19 protein-coding genes and 3 tRNA genes are annotated in these 15,111 nt (G+C 65.5%); 9 read left to right on the top strand and 13 right to left on the bottom strand.

The window, feature by feature from the left end; all coding sequences use genetic code 11:
- The first annotated feature begins 2 nt into the window (after positions 1 to 2).
- The 5 genes from TX88_RS08385 (at position 3) to TX88_RS08365 (ending at position 5,076) form a co-directional block, all read left to right on the top strand.
- Entirely contained in the window at positions 3 to 920 is a 918-nt protein-coding gene (locus TX88_RS08385) for an alpha/beta fold hydrolase (protein ID WP_044519212.1), read from the top strand.
- A 170-nt stretch (positions 921 to 1,090) separates the two neighbouring features.
- Complete coding sequence (locus TX88_RS08380; RefSeq protein ID WP_044516017.1) at positions 1,091 to 1,969, top strand: cyclopropane mycolic acid synthase family methyltransferase; 879 nt, start codon at positions 1,091 to 1,093, stop codon at positions 1,967 to 1,969.
- A 185-nt stretch (positions 1,970 to 2,154) separates the two neighbouring features.
- A complete protein-coding gene (locus TX88_RS08375) occupies positions 2,155 to 3,015 on the top strand; it encodes a cyclopropane mycolic acid synthase family methyltransferase (protein ID WP_044516015.1) in 861 nt (286 codons plus the stop codon).
- Positions 3,016 to 3,129: 114 nt separating this feature from the next.
- Positions 3,130 to 3,825: a YciI family protein gene (locus tag TX88_RS08370; protein WP_044519211.1), complete on the top strand. Its 696-nt coding sequence runs from the start codon at positions 3,130 to 3,132 to the stop codon at positions 3,823 to 3,825.
- A gap of 6 nt (positions 3,826 to 3,831) precedes the next feature.
- Positions 3,832 to 5,076, top strand: a complete 1,245-nt coding sequence (locus tag TX88_RS08365; RefSeq protein ID WP_044516014.1) for an RNA polymerase sigma factor — start codon at positions 3,832 to 3,834, stop codon at positions 5,074 to 5,076.
- Positions 5,077 to 5,159: 83 nt separating this feature from the next.
- Here TX88_RS08365 and rplA read toward each other — a convergent pair whose 3' ends face one another.
- The 13 genes from rplA to TX88_RS08300 form a co-directional block, all read right to left on the bottom strand.
- Positions 5,160 to 5,867, bottom strand: coding sequence for a 50S ribosomal protein L1 (gene rplA / locus TX88_RS08360; protein ID WP_044516013.1), 708 nt, complete (start codon positions 5,865 to 5,867; stop codon positions 5,160 to 5,162).
- A 70-nt stretch (positions 5,868 to 5,937) separates the two neighbouring features.
- Positions 5,938 to 6,366, bottom strand: coding sequence for a 50S ribosomal protein L11 (gene rplK, locus TX88_RS08355; RefSeq protein ID WP_044516011.1), 429 nt, complete (start codon positions 6,364 to 6,366; stop codon positions 5,938 to 5,940).
- Positions 6,367 to 6,435: 69 nt separating this feature from the next.
- Positions 6,436 to 7,257, bottom strand: a complete 822-nt coding sequence (nusG, locus tag TX88_RS08350; RefSeq protein ID WP_044516010.1) for a transcription termination/antitermination protein NusG — start codon at positions 7,255 to 7,257, stop codon at positions 6,436 to 6,438.
- 27 nt (positions 7,258 to 7,284) lie between these two features.
- Positions 7,285 to 7,752 (bottom strand): preprotein translocase subunit SecE, encoded by a 468-nt coding sequence (gene secE, locus TX88_RS08345; RefSeq protein WP_044516008.1) that lies wholly within the window; start codon positions 7,750 to 7,752, stop codon positions 7,285 to 7,287.
- A gap of 70 nt (positions 7,753 to 7,822) precedes the next feature.
- Positions 7,823 to 7,895: transfer RNA gene (locus TX88_RS08340), tRNA-Trp, on the bottom strand.
- A gap of 162 nt (positions 7,896 to 8,057) precedes the next feature.
- The gene (gene hadC / locus TX88_RS08335; RefSeq protein ID WP_044516006.1) at positions 8,058 to 8,567 is read right to left on the bottom strand and encodes a (3R)-hydroxyacyl-ACP dehydratase subunit HadC; all 510 of its coding nucleotides are present in this window, start codon (positions 8,565 to 8,567) and stop codon (positions 8,058 to 8,060) included.
- Between the two features lie 13 nt (positions 8,568 to 8,580).
- A complete protein-coding gene (hadB, locus tag TX88_RS08330) occupies positions 8,581 to 9,009 on the bottom strand; it encodes a (3R)-hydroxyacyl-ACP dehydratase subunit HadB (protein ID WP_044516005.1) in 429 nt (142 codons plus the stop codon).
- Positions 9,009 to 9,473, bottom strand: coding sequence for a (3R)-hydroxyacyl-ACP dehydratase subunit HadA (gene hadA / locus TX88_RS08325; RefSeq protein ID WP_044516003.1), 465 nt, complete (start codon positions 9,471 to 9,473; stop codon positions 9,009 to 9,011). The genes hadB and hadA overlap by 1 nt, the downstream gene beginning before the upstream one ends.
- Before the next feature lie 9 nt (positions 9,474 to 9,482).
- Positions 9,483 to 9,650 (bottom strand): 50S ribosomal protein L33, encoded by a 168-nt coding sequence (rpmG, locus tag TX88_RS08320; protein ID WP_003881823.1) that lies wholly within the window; start codon positions 9,648 to 9,650, stop codon positions 9,483 to 9,485.
- Between the two features lie 46 nt (positions 9,651 to 9,696).
- A tRNA-Met gene (locus TX88_RS08315) sits at positions 9,697 to 9,770 on the bottom strand.
- Positions 9,771 to 9,839: 69 nt separating this feature from the next.
- Positions 9,840 to 9,912: transfer RNA gene (locus tag TX88_RS08310), tRNA-Thr, on the bottom strand.
- A gap of 111 nt (positions 9,913 to 10,023) precedes the next feature.
- The gene (locus tag TX88_RS08305; RefSeq protein WP_044515998.1) at positions 10,024 to 11,259 is read right to left on the bottom strand and encodes a globin domain-containing protein; all 1,236 of its coding nucleotides are present in this window, start codon (positions 11,257 to 11,259) and stop codon (positions 10,024 to 10,026) included.
- Positions 11,256 to 11,705, bottom strand: a complete 450-nt coding sequence (locus tag TX88_RS08300; protein ID WP_044515997.1) for an RrF2 family transcriptional regulator — start codon at positions 11,703 to 11,705, stop codon at positions 11,256 to 11,258. Before TX88_RS08300 ends, TX88_RS08305 begins: the two co-directional genes overlap by 4 nt.
- 125 nt (positions 11,706 to 11,830) lie before the next feature.
- Between TX88_RS08300 and TX88_RS08295 the strand changes: the two genes are divergently transcribed.
- From TX88_RS08295 to TX88_RS35020, 4 genes are all read left to right on the top strand, one after another.
- A complete protein-coding gene (locus TX88_RS08295) occupies positions 11,831 to 12,556 on the top strand; it encodes an MBL fold metallo-hydrolase (RefSeq protein WP_044515995.1) in 726 nt (241 codons plus the stop codon).
- Between the two features lie 240 nt (positions 12,557 to 12,796).
- Complete coding sequence (locus TX88_RS08290) at positions 12,797 to 13,786, top strand: phospholipase effector Tle1 domain-containing protein (protein WP_044515994.1); 990 nt, start codon at positions 12,797 to 12,799, stop codon at positions 13,784 to 13,786.
- 73 nt (positions 13,787 to 13,859) lie between these two features.
- On the top strand, positions 13,860 to 14,711 hold the full coding sequence (locus TX88_RS08285) for a DUF8453 domain-containing protein (protein ID WP_049924876.1): 852 nt from the start codon (positions 13,860 to 13,862) through the stop codon (positions 14,709 to 14,711).
- 23 nt (positions 14,712 to 14,734) lie between these two features.
- Positions 14,735 to 15,111 (top strand): crotonase/enoyl-CoA hydratase family protein (locus TX88_RS35020; protein WP_044515993.1); only part of this gene is annotated, 377 nt, incomplete at its 3' end.

Genomic DNA, 15,111 nt, shown 5'->3' with positions numbered 1-15,111 from the left:
GCATGAAGGTGCGGTCCGGATTCGCCAAGTCATCCGCGGAACCCGGCGACGTCGACCTCTACTACGAGGACATGGGTGACCCGAACGATCCGGCCGTGCTGCTGATCATGGGCCTGGGTGCGCAGATGCTGTTGTGGCGCACCGGTTTCTGCGAAAAACTGGTGAGCCAGGGGTTGCGGGTCATCCGGTACGACAACCGTGACGTGGGCCTGTCCACAAAGTTGTCCGGCCGGCGGGTGGACTCCCCGCTGTCGGTGCGGATGGCCCGGTCGTTTCTGGGCCTGCGCAGTCCGTCGGTCTACACGCTCGAAGACGTCGCCGATGACGCTGCCGCCCTGCTCGATCACCTCGACATCGACAACGCCCACATCGTCGGCGGCTCGATGGGCGGCATGATCGCCCAGGTGTTCGCGGCCCGGTACGCGCAGCGCACCAAGTCGCTGGCGGTGATCTTCTCCAGCAACAACCAGCCGCTGCTGCCGCCGCCCGGCATCAAGCAGCTGCTGTCGGTGATCACCGGCCCGCCCGCGAATTCGTCGCGAGAAGCCATCATCGACAACGCCGTTCGGATCAGCAGGATCAACGGCAGCCCCGGCTACCCCACTCCCGAAGAGGAGATCCGGGCCCAGGCCGCCGAGCTGTACGACCGCGCCTACTACCCCGCCGGCATCGCCCGGCATTTCGATGCCATTCTCGGCAGCGGCAGCCTGCGCCACCACGACAAGCGGATCAGCGCGCCGACCGTGGTGATCCACGGTCGCTCCGACCGGCTGATGCGACCGTTCGGCGGCCGCGCGGTGGCCCGCGCGATCGCCGGTGCCCGCCTCGTGTTGATCGACGGGATGGGCCACGAGCTACCGGAACCGGTGTGGGACGAGATCGTCGGCGAGCTCAAGACGAACTTCGCCGACTCCGCCTAGTTTCTGCATCCGCAACGTTAATATCGCGATCACCCCTTTGCCGGGGCCTGAAAACTCGGTAGCTGGCCGAACTGCATCTACGCTTCAGTGCAGCAGTCTGGGGGGGCGGCTAGGTCAAGACGTGGCATAGCGCAGCTCTCGCCGGTGGGACTCCTCCCGATAGGCGCCGCATGGCCAAAAATCCTGACCAACTCAAACCCCATTTCGACGACGTACAAGCCCATTACGACCTGTCCGACGATTTTTTCGCGCTCTTCCTGGACGCGAGCAGGACTTATAGCTGCGCGTACTTCGAGCGCGAGGACATGTCGCTCGAGGAAGCCCAGCTGGCGAAGATCGACCTGGCATTGGGCAAGCTCGGTCTACAACCGGGGATGACCTTGCTCGATGTCGGATGTGGTTGGGGCGCAACGGTTATGCGCGCGATCGAGCGCTACGACGTCAACGTCGTCGGCCTCACCCTCAGCCGCAACCAGGCCGCCCATGTGCAGCGGAGGTTCGACGAGTCCGAAAGCCCCCGCTCCAAGCAGGTGCTGCTGGCCGGCTGGGAACAGTTCGACCAGCCCGTGGATCGCATCGTCTCGATCGGCGCGTTCGAACATTTCGGCCACGACCGCTACGACGACTTCTTCCGCTTCGCCCACGATGCCCTGCCCACCGACGGCGTGATGCTCTTGCACACGATCACCGGATTGAAACCGCAGCAGATCATCGACCGCGGGATGCCGCTGTCGTTCGAATTCGCCCGGTTCGTCAAGTTCATGGTGACCGAGATCTTCCCCGGTGGGCGGCTGCCGTCGATCGAGATGGTCGAGGAGCACTCCGCCCGGGCCGCGTTCACCCTGACCCGGCGGCAGTCCCTGCAGTCGCACTATGCGCGCACCCTCGACATCTGGGCAGCCAACCTGCAGGAACGTCGCGACGAGGCCATCGCGATCCAGTCGCAGGAAGTCTACGACCGGTACATGCGCTACCTGACGGGCTGCGCGAGCAGCTTCCGGACCGGGTACATCGACGTCAATCAGTTCACCCTGCATGTCGCGGGTTGATTTCCTTCGCCAACGAGACACCACCCGAGGCATCTCCGCAGGCAACGCCGGACAAATTCTCTTGCTGCGAGGGAATTTTGTTTGCCGACGAAATTCATTGACGGTAGCGGCAACAGGATGGTGGCCGATGGCTGCGGTACCCTGAGATCCGCGGGGAGAACTCTAAGGCTTGGAGCATATCGAATATGTCCAAATTGACACCGAAATATGAAGAACTGCAGTCGATCTACGACATTTCCAACGAATTCTACGAACTGTTTCTAGGCCCGACAATGGGCTATACATGCGGCTATTTCGAGCGCGAGGACATGACCGGCGACGAGGCCCAGATCGCGAAGTTCGATCTGGCGCTCGGCAAGCTGGGCCTCGAACCGGGGATGACGCTGCTGGACATCGGCTGCGGCTGGGGCGCGTGCATGGCGCGGGCGATCGAGAAGTACGACGTCAATGTCATCGGCCTGACGCTGAGTGGCGAGCAGCGTGAATACGCCATCGAAAAGCTCTCCAAGGTGCCCACCGAGCGCAATGTCGAGGTTCGGCTGCAGGGCTGGGAAGAATTCAACGACAAGGTCGACCGCATCGTGTCGATCGGCGCGTTCGAGCATTTCGGATTCGAGCGGTATCCGGCGTTCTTCGAGACGGCCTACAACGCGCTGCCCGACGACGGCACCATGCTGCTGCACAACATCACGGGGTTCGACCTGCGGCAGGGCCAGAAGCTCGGCCTGCACATGACGTTCGACGACGCCCGGTTCGCCCGGTTCATCATGACCGAGATCTTCCCCGGCGGCCGGCTGCCCTCGGTGACGATGGAGGAGGAAAAGGCGACCGAGGCCGGGTTCAAGGTCACCCAGCTGCAGGAGATCGGACCGCACTACGTCCGGACCCTCAAGATCTGGGCCGACGCGCTCGAGGCCCACAAGGACGAGGCCATCGCGATCCAGGGCCAAGAGGTCTACGACCGCTACGACAAGTACCTCAACGGCTGCCAGAAGTACTTCGCCTCGGGCCACATCAGCGTGCATCAGTTCACGCTGCAGAAGTAGCGAGAAGTAGTCAGAAGTAATCTCGCGCGGTCTGTCGGATCCCGGCACCGTCGTTCGTCGGATAGGTAGAGAGTGGAACAGAGGGTTCCCACTCGCTGACGCCGGGAGATGACGATGCATTACTTCGCTTTACTGATCAGCCGCGACGTGGAACTCGCCCCCGACGAGGCAGCCGAGGGCATGGCTGCCTTCCAGGCTTTCCACGCCAAGGCGGCGTCGGCGATCCGGGCCGGCGACGCGCTGGACAAGTCCGCCGCCGCCACCCGCATCGCCGGTGGGCCGGACAACCCGACGGTCACCGACGGCCCGTTCGCCGAGGGTGCCGAGGTCGCCTGCGGTTACTACGTGTTCGAGGCCGACAATCTCGATGACGCCCTCGCATTGGCCCGCGAAATCCCGGTCGCCCATTTCGGCGCGGTCGAGGTGTGGCCGATGGTCCACTGGCAGGCCCCCGAGCAGCCGCTGGGCAATGACTGGCTGGCCCTGCTGCTGGAGCGGCCCGAGGACGTCAACACGCCCGGAACCGACGACTGGAACGCGCAGGCGGCCAAGCACGGCGAACTCGCCAAGACCATCGGCGACAGGACGCTGTCGGGCGCGCCGCTGCATCCGCCGACCACCGCGACGACGGTGCGCGTGCGCGACGGCAAGGTGCTGCTGACCGACGGGCCCTACATCGAAGGTGCCGAGGTGGCCAACGGCTTCTATGTGCTGCGTGCCTCCGATCGTGAGGAGGCGGTCAAACTGGCGTCGATGATCCCCGCATCGGCCATCGAGGTCCGCCAGTTGGCGGGCGTCTCGGGCCTGTAGTCCTCGGTGACCCAGCTGGACGGCGTCTTCCGGCGCGAGTGGGGCCCGGTGGTTGCCACCATCGCCCGCTGGTCGGGTGACCTCACCGTTGCCGAGGACGCCGTCCAGGAGGCCTGTGCGCAGGCGCTGCAGACATGGCCCGCCGAGGGTGTGCCCGCCAATCCCGGCGCGTGGTTGATCACGGTGGCGCGCAACCGCGCCCTGGACCGGCTGCGGCGTGAATCTTCCCGTCCCGGAAAGGAACTCGCAGCGGTGTACGAGCAGGTGAGCGCGTCGGGCGGCGATGCCGAGCTGCACCCGGTGCGCGATGACGAGCTGCGGATGATGTTCACCTGCGCTCACCCTGCGCTGGACCGCAGTTCGCAGCTGGCCCTCACGCTGCGGCTGATCTCGGGGCTCACCGTCACCGAGATCGCCCGCGCCCTGCTGCAGTCCGACGCCGCCGTCGGGCAGCGAATCACCCGGGCCAAGAACAAGATTCGGCAGGCCAACATCCCGCTGCGGGTGCCGCCACCGGACCTTCTGGAGGAGCGCACACCACATGTGCTCGGCTGTATCTATTCGGTGTTCACCGAGGGCTACTGGTCGACCGGCGGACCGTCGGCCATCCGCGACGAACTCTGCGACGAGGGTGTCCGGCTCGCCGGCGAACTGTGCGCGTTGATGCCGGACAACCAGGATGCCCGCGCGCTCGCAGCGCTTGTGCTGCTGCATGATTCGCGCCGTCGCACCCGGGTGGACGAGGGCGGTGCGCTGATACCGCTGGACGAGCAGGACCGCAGTCATTGGGATCGGGGACGTATCGCGCGGGGCCTGGAGCAGTTGCGCTTGGCCGAAGGCGCACCCGGCACATATCTCCCGCAAGCGGTGATCGCGGCGCTGCACGCCACCGCTCCCACCTGGCAGCACACCGACTGGGCCACCATCTGCCTGGCCTACGACCGGTTGGCCGCGATGACGGACTCCCCCGTCGTGCGCGCCAATCGCGCACTCGCCGTTGGCTTTCGCGACGGCTTCGGGGCCGGCCTGGCCGCACTCGACGAAGTGGCCGACGATCCGCGGCTGGCCCGCACCAATGCGGTGGCGCCGATCCGCGCGGATCTTCTGCGTCGGGCCGGCCGCTTGGAGGAGGCCCGGCGCTGGTACCGCATCGCACTTGAGGGCGAAGGCTCCGGGTCCGAGCCGGCCCGGGCCTTCATGCGGCGCCGGCTCGCCGAATGCGCTCCAGAAACGCCGAATGGCCAGTTATGACACGCGATTCAGAGAATCTTGTGCCGTAACTGGCCACTGGACAGACGGACTACGCCACAGAGCCGATGGTCGGCTCCGCTGCGCTACGCCTCCGTGAAGTTCCGGGTCACCGACGGGTCAACCGGGATGCCCGGGCCCGTGGTGGTGGAGACGGTCACCTTCTTGAGGTAACGACCCTTCGAGGACGACGGCTTGGCCCGCAGCACCTCGTCGAGGGCGGCGCCGTAGTTCTCGGCCAGCTTGGCCTCGTCGAAGGACGCCTTGCCGATCACGAAATGCAGGTTGGCCTGCTTGTCGACGCGGAAGTTGATCTTGCCGCCCTTGATGTCGGCCACAGCCTTGGTGACATCGGGAGTGACGGTGCCGGTCTTGGGGTTCGGCATCAGACCGCGCGGGCCCAGCACGCGGGCGATCCGACCGACCTTGGCCATCTGATCCGGGGTGGCGATCGCGGCGTCGAAGTCCAGGAAACCGCCCTGGATCTTCTCGATCAGGTCGTCGCTGCCGACGACGTCGGCGCCGGCGGCCAGTGCCTGCTCGGCCTTCTCACCGACGGCGAACACGGCGACGCGGGCGGTCTTACCGGTGCCGTGGGGCAGGTTGACGGTGCCGCGGACCATCTGGTCAGCCTTGCGGGGGTCGACGCCGAGGCGGATGGCGACCTCGACGGTGGCGTCCTGCTTCTTGGAGGAGGTCTCCTTGGCCAGCTTCGCGGCCTCGAGCGGGGTGTAGAGCTTGTCCCGGTCGACCTTCTCCGCGGCTTCGCGGTATGCCTTGCTGTTCTTGCTCATTGTGAATCCAATCGTGTCTGTTGGAGTCGTGGTCCTGCGGGCCGATGCCAGCCCTGCCACGCGTTCCGAGTTATTCGACGGTGATGCCCATGGAGCGGGCGGTCCCGGCGATGATCTTCGCCGCGGCGTCGATGTCGTTGGCGTTGAGATCGGCCTTCTTGGTCTCAGCGATCTCGCGCACCTGGTCCCAGGTCACCTTGGCGACCTTGGTCTTGTGCGGCTCGCCCGAACCCTTGGGCACACCGGCGGCCTTGAGCAGCAGCCTGGCGGCGGGCGGGGTCTTCAGTGCGAAAGTGAAGCTGCGGTCCTCGTAGACGGTGATCTCCACGGGGATGACGTTCCCGCGCTGCGACTCGGTCGCGGCGTTGTACGCCTTGCAGAACTCCATGATGTTGACGCCGTGCTGGCCAAGTGCAGGACCGACCGGCGGGGCGGGGTTGGCCTGCCCGGCCTGGATCTGCAGCTTGATGAGCCCGGCGACCTTTTTCTTCGGGGCCATGCTTCTGGTGTTCCTTTACTTGCTCATCCAAGGGCGTGAAACGCCCGTTGTTTCTAGCCGCTGTGGCGACTAAATCTTTGAGACCTGGTTGAAGGTCAGTTCGACAGGTGTCTCGCGGCCGAAGATGGACACCAGCACCTTGAGCTTCTGCTGCTCGGCGTTGACCTCGCTGATGGAGGCGGGCAGCGTCGCGAACGGGCCGTCCATGACGGTGACGGACTCGCCGACCTCGAAATCGACCAGGATCTCGGGACGTTCCAAGGTGGCCTCGGTGCTGGCACCGGCCGCGGCGGCGGCGCTGGACTTGGCGGGCTTCTTGGCCGCGCCCTGCGGCAGCAGGAACTTCACCACGTCGTTCAGCGACAGCGGGGACGGCCGCGAGGTGGCGCCGACGAAACCGGTGACACCCGGGGTGTTGCGCACTGCGCCCCACGACTCGTCGTTCAGTTCCATGCGCACCAGGATGTAGCCCGGCAGCACCTTGCGGTTGACCTGCTTGCGCTGGCCGTTCTTGATCTCGGTGACCTCTTCGGTGGGCACCTCGACCTGGAAGATGTAATCGCCGACGTCAAGGTTCTGCACGCGGGTCTCGAGGTTGGCTTTCACCTTGTTCTCGTAACCGGCGTAAGAGTGGATGACGTACCAGTCACCTGGCTTGAGTCGCAGTTCCTTCTTGAGCGCGACTGCCGGGTCCTCGTCTTCGTCGGCTTCGTCCGCTGCAGGTGCCTCAGCCGCCTCTTCGGCGACCTCGGCTTCCGGCGTTTCGGTTTCGTCGACCGTTGCGGCCTCGACGGCCTCCTGGCCCTCGGCCGAATCGTCGGTCTGCGACTCGACGCCGTCGACGTCAACGGTCTCGTCGGCGACCGTCTCGTCGCCGTCGAACGTGGTCACGTTGTCAGTCCTCTCTCAAATTCCGGATCAGGTGCCGAACACCAGCGACACCAGCCGCGCCAGTCCAAGGTCGGCGCCGGAGATCAGCGCAACCATGAACACCAGGAAGACCAGCACCACCGTGGTGTAGCTGACCATCTGCTTGCGGTTCGGCCAGATCACCTTGCGGAGCTCGGCAACGACCTGCCGCAGGTAGTTGACGACGAACATGATCGGGTTCCGCGACGGCCCGGCCTTCGTGGCCTTCGCGTTCTTCTTGGCCTTCTTCGACTTACCGGAGTCGGCCTCGACGTCGTCGCCCGACGCGTCGCCCTCGGCGGCCTCGTCACCGTCGGCCTCAGCAGCCACGCCACGACGGGTCCGCTTGCCGGTCGGGCGCAGCGGCCGGGTCACCACAGCGGTCTGGCCGTGGGTGGTGTCCGTTGCCCCGGTGTCGGTGCCAGCGTCGGTTCCAGTGTCGTCTGCGGAGCCGGCACCTTCGCGCTCGTCGCTCACCGCATGCCTTTCATCCTGGTTTGTGTGTTCACCTTCCAGTGTCCACACGTTGTCGAGTATTCAGTTTGAGCAGGGGCGACAGGACTTGAACCTGCAACCTGCGGTTTTGGAGACCGCTGCTCTGCCAGTTGAGCTACGCCCCTCTGTTGGTGACTTTCTGGCGCTTTCGTCACCGTACTGCGTCGAGGCTTACACAATTCGCGCGCGGCCCGTTCGATGGTAAAGCCGACGGACAGCGCGCTGAAATGGGAAAAACCCCGAATGCCGAGTGTACCCCGGCGTAGGTGCCATCTACTAATCGATTGCTACTCCCCGGCGGCCTTCCGCACGACCTTGCCGGTTTCCGGATCCCACTTCACCTGGATGGAATCGTCGGCGTCGTGACCCATCATCGTGGTGATCGCCTCAAGGACCACTGCCCCGTCGTCATCGGTGCAGACGTTGTGGGTGACGACGATGTCGGCGCCGAAGCGCTCCTCGACAGAGGTGATCTCCATGACGGCGTGCAGCTGATCGCCGGCCTTGAGCGGCTTGCGGTACACGAACTTCTGGTCCACCTGGACGATCTGCTTGGTTTCCATGCCGATGTCGACGTTCTGGAAGAAGTGCTCCTGCACCAGCAGCGCCAGCGTTGAGGCGAAAGTCAGCGGGGCGACCAGGGCGTCATGGCCGAGTTCGGCGGCGGCAGCCTCGTCGTGGCTGGCCGGGTCCATGGCCTTGACGGCCTTGGCGTACTGACGGATCTGCTCGCGGCCGATCAGGAACGGGTGCGGATACTTCCAGACCATTCCCCGGATGTCAGCCTTGAGTGCCATGGCCCAGAACTCCTTACGCCAGTTTCGCGGTCGCTATGGCCCGCCCGAAGATCTTCTTTCCGCCTGCGGTCGCCGAGATGGCGACGGTGACCAGTTTCGCTTCGGGATCCACGGACTTCACGCGTCCGTTGAAGACGATCTCGGCGCCGACACCGTCGTTGGGCACCGGCACCACCGCGGTGAAGCGGACGTTGTACTCGGTCACCGCGGCCGGGTCGCCGACCCATTCGGTGACGTAGCCGCCGCCAAGGCCCATGGTCAGCATGCCGTGGGCGATCGCGGTGTCGAGGCCGACCTGCTTGGCGATCTCGTCGTCCCAGTGGATCGGGTTGAGGTCACCGGACACACCGGCGTAGTTGACCAGATCTCCACGGGTCAGCGGGATCACCCGCTCGGGGAGCGTGTCGCCGACCTTGACCGAACTGAACTCGCGCAGCGCCATCAGTTAAAACCCTCTTCTCCGTCGCCCGCACGCCCCGCCAGGGTCGTGTAGGCCTCCTGGACCACCTCACCATTGTCATTGGTGATGATGTTCTTGGTCACGATGATGTCGGTGCCGTGCGCCTTGCGCACGGAATGCACGTAGACGTCGCAGTACAGCTTGTCGCCGGCCTTGACCGGCTTGTGGAACTTCAGCTCCTGGTCGACCTGGACGATCTGAGCATCCTGGATGCCGATCTCGGCCCACTCGAAGAAGGCCCACTGCGCCTGGTAACCGAAAATGCAGATGAAGGTCAGCGGCGCCAGCACCGAGTCGTATCCGAGCTCGGCTGCGGCAGCCTCGTCGTGGTAGAACGCACCATCGTTCTTGACCGCGATCGCGTGTTCGCGGATCTTCTCGCGCCCGACCTCGTAGTGCTCAGGATGCCGGTAGTGCATCCCGACGATGCTGGTCGAAAGAGCCACAGCGAATGGCTACCGCGACTCTTTGTGCGGCTGGTGCGTGCCGCAGTTCGGGCAGAACTTCTTGATCTCGAGCCGGTCGGGATCGTTGCGGCGGTTCTTCTTGGTGATGTAGTTGCGGTGCTTGCACACCTCGCACGCCAAAGTGATCTTCGGCCGTACGTCGGTACTCGACGCCACGTCAGTTCTCCCTGCTCAAAATCACGCTCTGCTTTTGATGTTCCTGTAGCGGTGGGGAGGCTCGATCTCCCGACCTCACGATTATGAGTCGTGCGCTCTAACCAGCTGAGCTACACCGCCCCGGAGGGTCCCAGGTGGGGCTCCACGTCCGGATACTCCCGCGTCGCTTCGCTCGCCTGGCGTCCACCGAGCCCCCTAACGGAATCGAACCGTTGACCTTTTCCTTACCATGGAAACGCTCTGCCGACTGAGCTAAGGGGGCTTGTCCCCGCGGCGTTGCGGCTGCGGGGCCTTAAAGAGGGTACAACCTCCCCGGCAGCCGCACCAAACCGCAGGTCAACGCGGCCGCCGAGGAGCTATTTTCCCTGGTCGGCTAGTCCAGGAGCCAATCGTTGGGTGCGAACAGCTCGCAATGCACCCGCTCGACGGCGACGCCGCGCCCGGTCAGCTGGGTGCGGACCGCCTCGACGAAGCCGGCCCCGCCGCACAGGTAGTAGGCGGCGTCGGCGGGCAGTTCGATGCCGTCGAGCTTGAGCAGGCCGGCGTGTACACCGGCCGCCCCTCCGGTGACGCCGTCCTCGTACCAGAGGTCGAGGCTCGCGTTGGGCAGTGCGTCGATCAGCTCGTGCTGACGTTCCCGCAGCGGGTGACCGTTGTCGCTGCGGTCGGCGTGCAGGACCCGCACGTGGGTGTCGGGTGCCTCGGCGGCCAGGAACTCCAGGATGCCGACCATCGGGGTGACCCCGATCCCCGCCGACACCAGCACCAGCGGGCCGTCGGGCCGGCCGCCGTTGTACAGGTCGCCGAAGGGCACCGTGACGTCGAGCAGGTCGCCGACGCAGAGGTTGGCCCGGATCCACGACGACACCTCGCCCGCGGGCTGGTCCGCGACGGCGTCCACCGGCTTGACCGCAAACGTCAGATCGGTGGACCCGGGTGCGCCGACCAGGCTGTACTGGCGTAGCTGACGGGCACCGTCGGGCAGCGTCACGCCGACCGATACGTACTGTCCGGCGGCGAAGTTGACGGGCTCGGCGGCGCGGACCGTGACGAGCACCGCACCGGACGGATCGTCGACGCGGGAGACGACGCGCAGGCGCCGGAAGACGTCACCGGGTTCGACGCCGGCACCCGCGTACAGATCCCGCTCCAGCGCGATCAGGGTGTCGGCCATGATCCAGTAGACCCGGTCCCAGGCCTCGGCCACCTCGGCGGTCACGGTCTCCGCACCGAGCACCTCCACGATCGCGGCGAACAGGTTGTCGTGCACGATCGGGTACTGGTCGGCGGTGATGCCGAGCGAGGCGTGCTTGTGACCGATGCGCGCCAGCAGGGCCGACGGATGCGGCAGGTCCGGGTTGACCAGGTGGGTGGCGAACGTGGCGATCGAGGCCGCCAGTGCGCGCTGCTGGGCACCCTGGGCCTGGTTGCCGCGGTTGAACAGGTTGCGCAGCAACTCGGGGTGGTTGGCAAACAGCCGCCGGTAGAACTCCGAAGTGATCTCGTCGATGTGCGCGCCGATGAGAGGCAGTGTCGCCGAGACGATCTCGGCGTGGTGCGGCTCCAGTTCGTCGCGTACCGCAGACGGCTCGGGGCTGGTGACGGTCATCGGAGATTCCCTTCGGTTGTGAGTTGCAAAACAATCGGCAGGCGGTTGTCTGCCGTCAGGTCTGTCACGGTGTAGCGGTCGAGCTCCCGGTAGAACGCCTCCTTGGCGTCGGCCAGCACGCGGCGGAGCCGGCAGGCCGCGATGAGCGGACACGGGGAATCCCCGCCGCATTCGATGACCTCGCGATCACCTTCGAGTTCGCGCACCAGCCAGCCGATCGAGGCGTTGCGCCCGGCGTCGGTGAGCATCAGTCCCCCGACCCGGCCCCGCCGGGCGTGCACCATGCCCAGCTCGGACAGCTTGGACACCGCCTTGGCGACGTGATGCTCCGACGCGTTGGCCCCTGACGCGATGGTGCGGGTGGTGATGCGGCGGTCCTCGGACTCACCCGAGGCCAGCAGCATCAGCGTGCGCAGTCCTAGGTCGGTGAACCGGGTGAGGTGCATACCGATCACGCTAGTAATTCCGCATTTTTGATGCGAGTTTTATTGGATGTGGGTTCAAACACGTCATGACGTGCGGTTTTTAGACCTGCGAGGATGCCCGAACCGGGCCGCAATAGTCTTGACTGATGTCCGAGCCCACGGTTGATGACCGCTTGTACTTCCGGCAGTTGTTGTCAGGTCGCGACTACGCGGCCGGCGACGTGATCGCCCAGCAGATGCGCAACTTCTCGTACCTGATCGGCGACCGCGAGACCGGCGATGCCGTGGTCGTCGACCCCGCGTATGCGGCCAACGATCTGGTCGACGCGCTCGAGAACGACGGCATGCACCTGTCCGGCGTGCTGGTCACCCATCACCACCCCGACCACGTCGGCGGCACGATGGCGGGCTTCTCCCTCAAGGGCCTCGCCGAGCTGCTGGAACGCCAGAGCGTGCCGGTCCACGTCAACACCCACGAGGCCAACTGGGTCTCCCAGGTCACCGGGATCGCGCAGAGCGAGCTGACCGAGCACGTGCACGGCGACAAGGTTTCGGTCGGCGCGGTGGAGATCGAGCTACTCCACACTCCCGGTCACACCCCGGGCAGCCAGTGCTTCCTGTTGGGCGGCCGACTGGTCGCCGGGGACACGTTGTTCCTCGACGGATGCGGGCGCACCGACTTTCCCGGCGGCAATGTCGACGACATGTTCCGCAGCCTCCAGGCGCTGGCCAAGCTGCCCGGAGACCCCACCGTCTTCCCCGGGCACTGGTACTCGGAAGAACCGAGCGCCCCGCTCGATGAGGTCAAACGCAGCAACTACGTGTATCGGGCGTCAAACCTCGACCAATGGCGCATGTTGATGGGCGGCTGATGAATCGTTTCAGTCGGGCCAAATGCGGAATCCGCTGAATTAACGCCGCCGCAACGGGGCAATTGCACCTTGCTACCGACCTACTGCCACGGATTTCGTTGCCAAATCGGTTGCAATAGGAACTATGCACCGTTTTCCGCGATTCGAGTAGTGCAATACTCAGGACATCTGCTTGCGGACCCGGCAAAGTAACTGTCAGCAATAGTTGAGCAGTAGTTGACAGTCCCGGCGGGGGTCATCGTGAAGAACATCGTGCTGTGCTTCGACCACACAGATGAACATCCCGGGCTCCGTGACGCTTCGAATACCGAGATGCTGTTTCGGTTGCTGGACGACACCGAACAGCTGAACTGGTATCACAGCGGCACGGCCATACGACACGGCCGAAGAATCACGCCGGGCCGCCGCGGCGATGCCGTCAGCGAAGCCCGAGCCGCCATCGTCGAGGCATACCGATTCCTCGGGGACGCCTGGGATCCAGGCGACCGGATCTTCGTGTTCGGCGGTGGCGAAGGCGGACATCGCGCGGGCGAGCTGGCCACCCTGCTCGGCACGGTCGGCCTGTTGCCGGCCCACTCCGACGACGTACTGGACTACGCGCTCGCCACCTACGTACTGCCCCGCACCCCGCGCACCCCACAGGATTGGCGGCAGATCAGGGTGCTGGCGGCGCAACTCGTCGGCGACCGCGACCCCGCGGTGCCGGTGCGGTTCGTCGGACTGTGGAACGCGACGGCCACTCCGGGCACCAAACAGCAGATGGGTCCGCTGCCGACGGTGGAATCGGGCCGGCATGCGGTGGGCGTGGACGGCGGGCGCCGGACCGTGCGGTACAGCGAGCGCCTCGACGAAGTCTGGTTCCGGGGAGCCCGCTGCGACGTCACCGGTGGCACGGGTGCGTGCTGGCCACTGGCCGACATCGCCCTGGACTGGATGCTGGACGGGGCCATCGCCGCCGGGCTGCACGTCGTCGACAACACAGCCTGCCCCACCGACGTCGACGCTCTGGCCGGGACCGCATCGGCGATCGGTCGGTGCCGGGCGCCGCTGGACGCGAAGGTGCACGCGAGTGTCGAGGTGTACCTGCGTTCGCACCCGCACTATTGGCGGCGACTGCCCGCGCGTATCGAATGGGCCGATACCGAGTGGCTGGCCCGTGGTGAGCGGTTGGTGCACAGGCCGGTGACCCCGACCGTGCAGCGCGACATCCTCACCGCCATCGCCTCGTGAGACGGCCGGTTTTGGCCAGAGTTTGCTGAGCCGGACCGCTGCCCGCACCTGATGTCCGTGATATACCCACTTGGTGGGGATCATCGATTCAGTCACGGAGCGGGGGCGTGAGTTGGCTAGTTTCGAACCGGGTGCGTGGACTGCGCTCGCAGCATGGGTGGCGATCATCGTCGTCGTCATCGCGCTGATCTATGCGTGGCGGCAGTATCTGAAGGCCAAGGAGCGGCAGGCCGAGCTGACTCAGCCGAACGTGTCGATGTTCATGGAGCCCAGCAGTGCCGATTGGCACCTGGTCGAACTCGTCGTCCGCAACTACGGGCAACGGCCGGCCTACGGTTTGCGGTTCGAGTTCGCGAACCCGCCGACGGTCGGCAAGTACGAGAGCTCCTACGACGACAACTTCGTCGACATCGTGCCGTTGAACCTGCCCGCCGAGATCCCGTACCTGGCGCCGTCGCAGGAGTGGCGCATCGTGTGGGATTCGGCGCTGGACCGCAAGCAGTTGGGCGAGGCGATCGCGTCCCGCTTCGACGGCGCGGTCACCTACTACGACGAGCCGGGCTCACCCGGCAAGCCCAGCGGCCGCAAGCTGCGCAACACCGCGGTGCTGGATTGGGCGACGCTGCCGCCGGTGGACCGCATGGAGCTGCTGACCACCCATGACCAGGCGCGCCGGGAGAAGCAGAAGCTGGAGTTGTTGCGCGGTGTGCTGACCTATTTCCAGTACGCGGCCAAGGAGTCCGACGAGCAGACGCTGCGGAACGAGATCAACCGCATCAATGCCCTGGGCACCGAGGTGCGGTCCCGCTGGCGCGACCGGTACGAGGCCAGTCATGACGATGACGACGACGATTACGACGATGACGATCCCGAGACCGACCTGATCAAACCGGCGGCAACCTCCGGCAGGCGTCATCGGGCCTGAGGCCACTCGCTAGCATCAGTGCGATGAGCAGCCTGGTGAGCTACGAGCTCAACGATGCCGTGGCCACGATCACGATGGACGACGGCAAAGTCAACGCACTGTCGCCTGCGATGCAGGCCGAGATCAACGCGGCGCTGGATCAGGCGGCCGCAGGCGCGGCTGCCGGCGACGTGAAAGCCGTGGTGCTGGCGGGCAATTCGAAGGTGTTCAGCGGCGGGTTCGACCTGAGCGTGTTCTCGGCCGGCGATCCGGCGGCGACCCTGGCCATGCTCGCCGGAGGCTTCGAGCTATCGGTGCGGTGTCTGACCTTCCCGGTGCCGGTGATCATGGCCGCGACCGGACATGCCATCGCGATGGGCTCGTTCCTGCTGCTCTCCGGTGATCATCGGGTCGGCTCGGT

It is taken from the genome of Mycolicibacterium septicum DSM 44393 (assembly GCF_000455325.1).
GTDB classification, from domain to species: Bacteria; Actinomycetota; Actinomycetes; order Mycobacteriales; family Mycobacteriaceae; genus Mycobacterium; species Mycobacterium septicum.
This window is presented reverse-complemented; position numbering and strand designations above follow the sequence as displayed.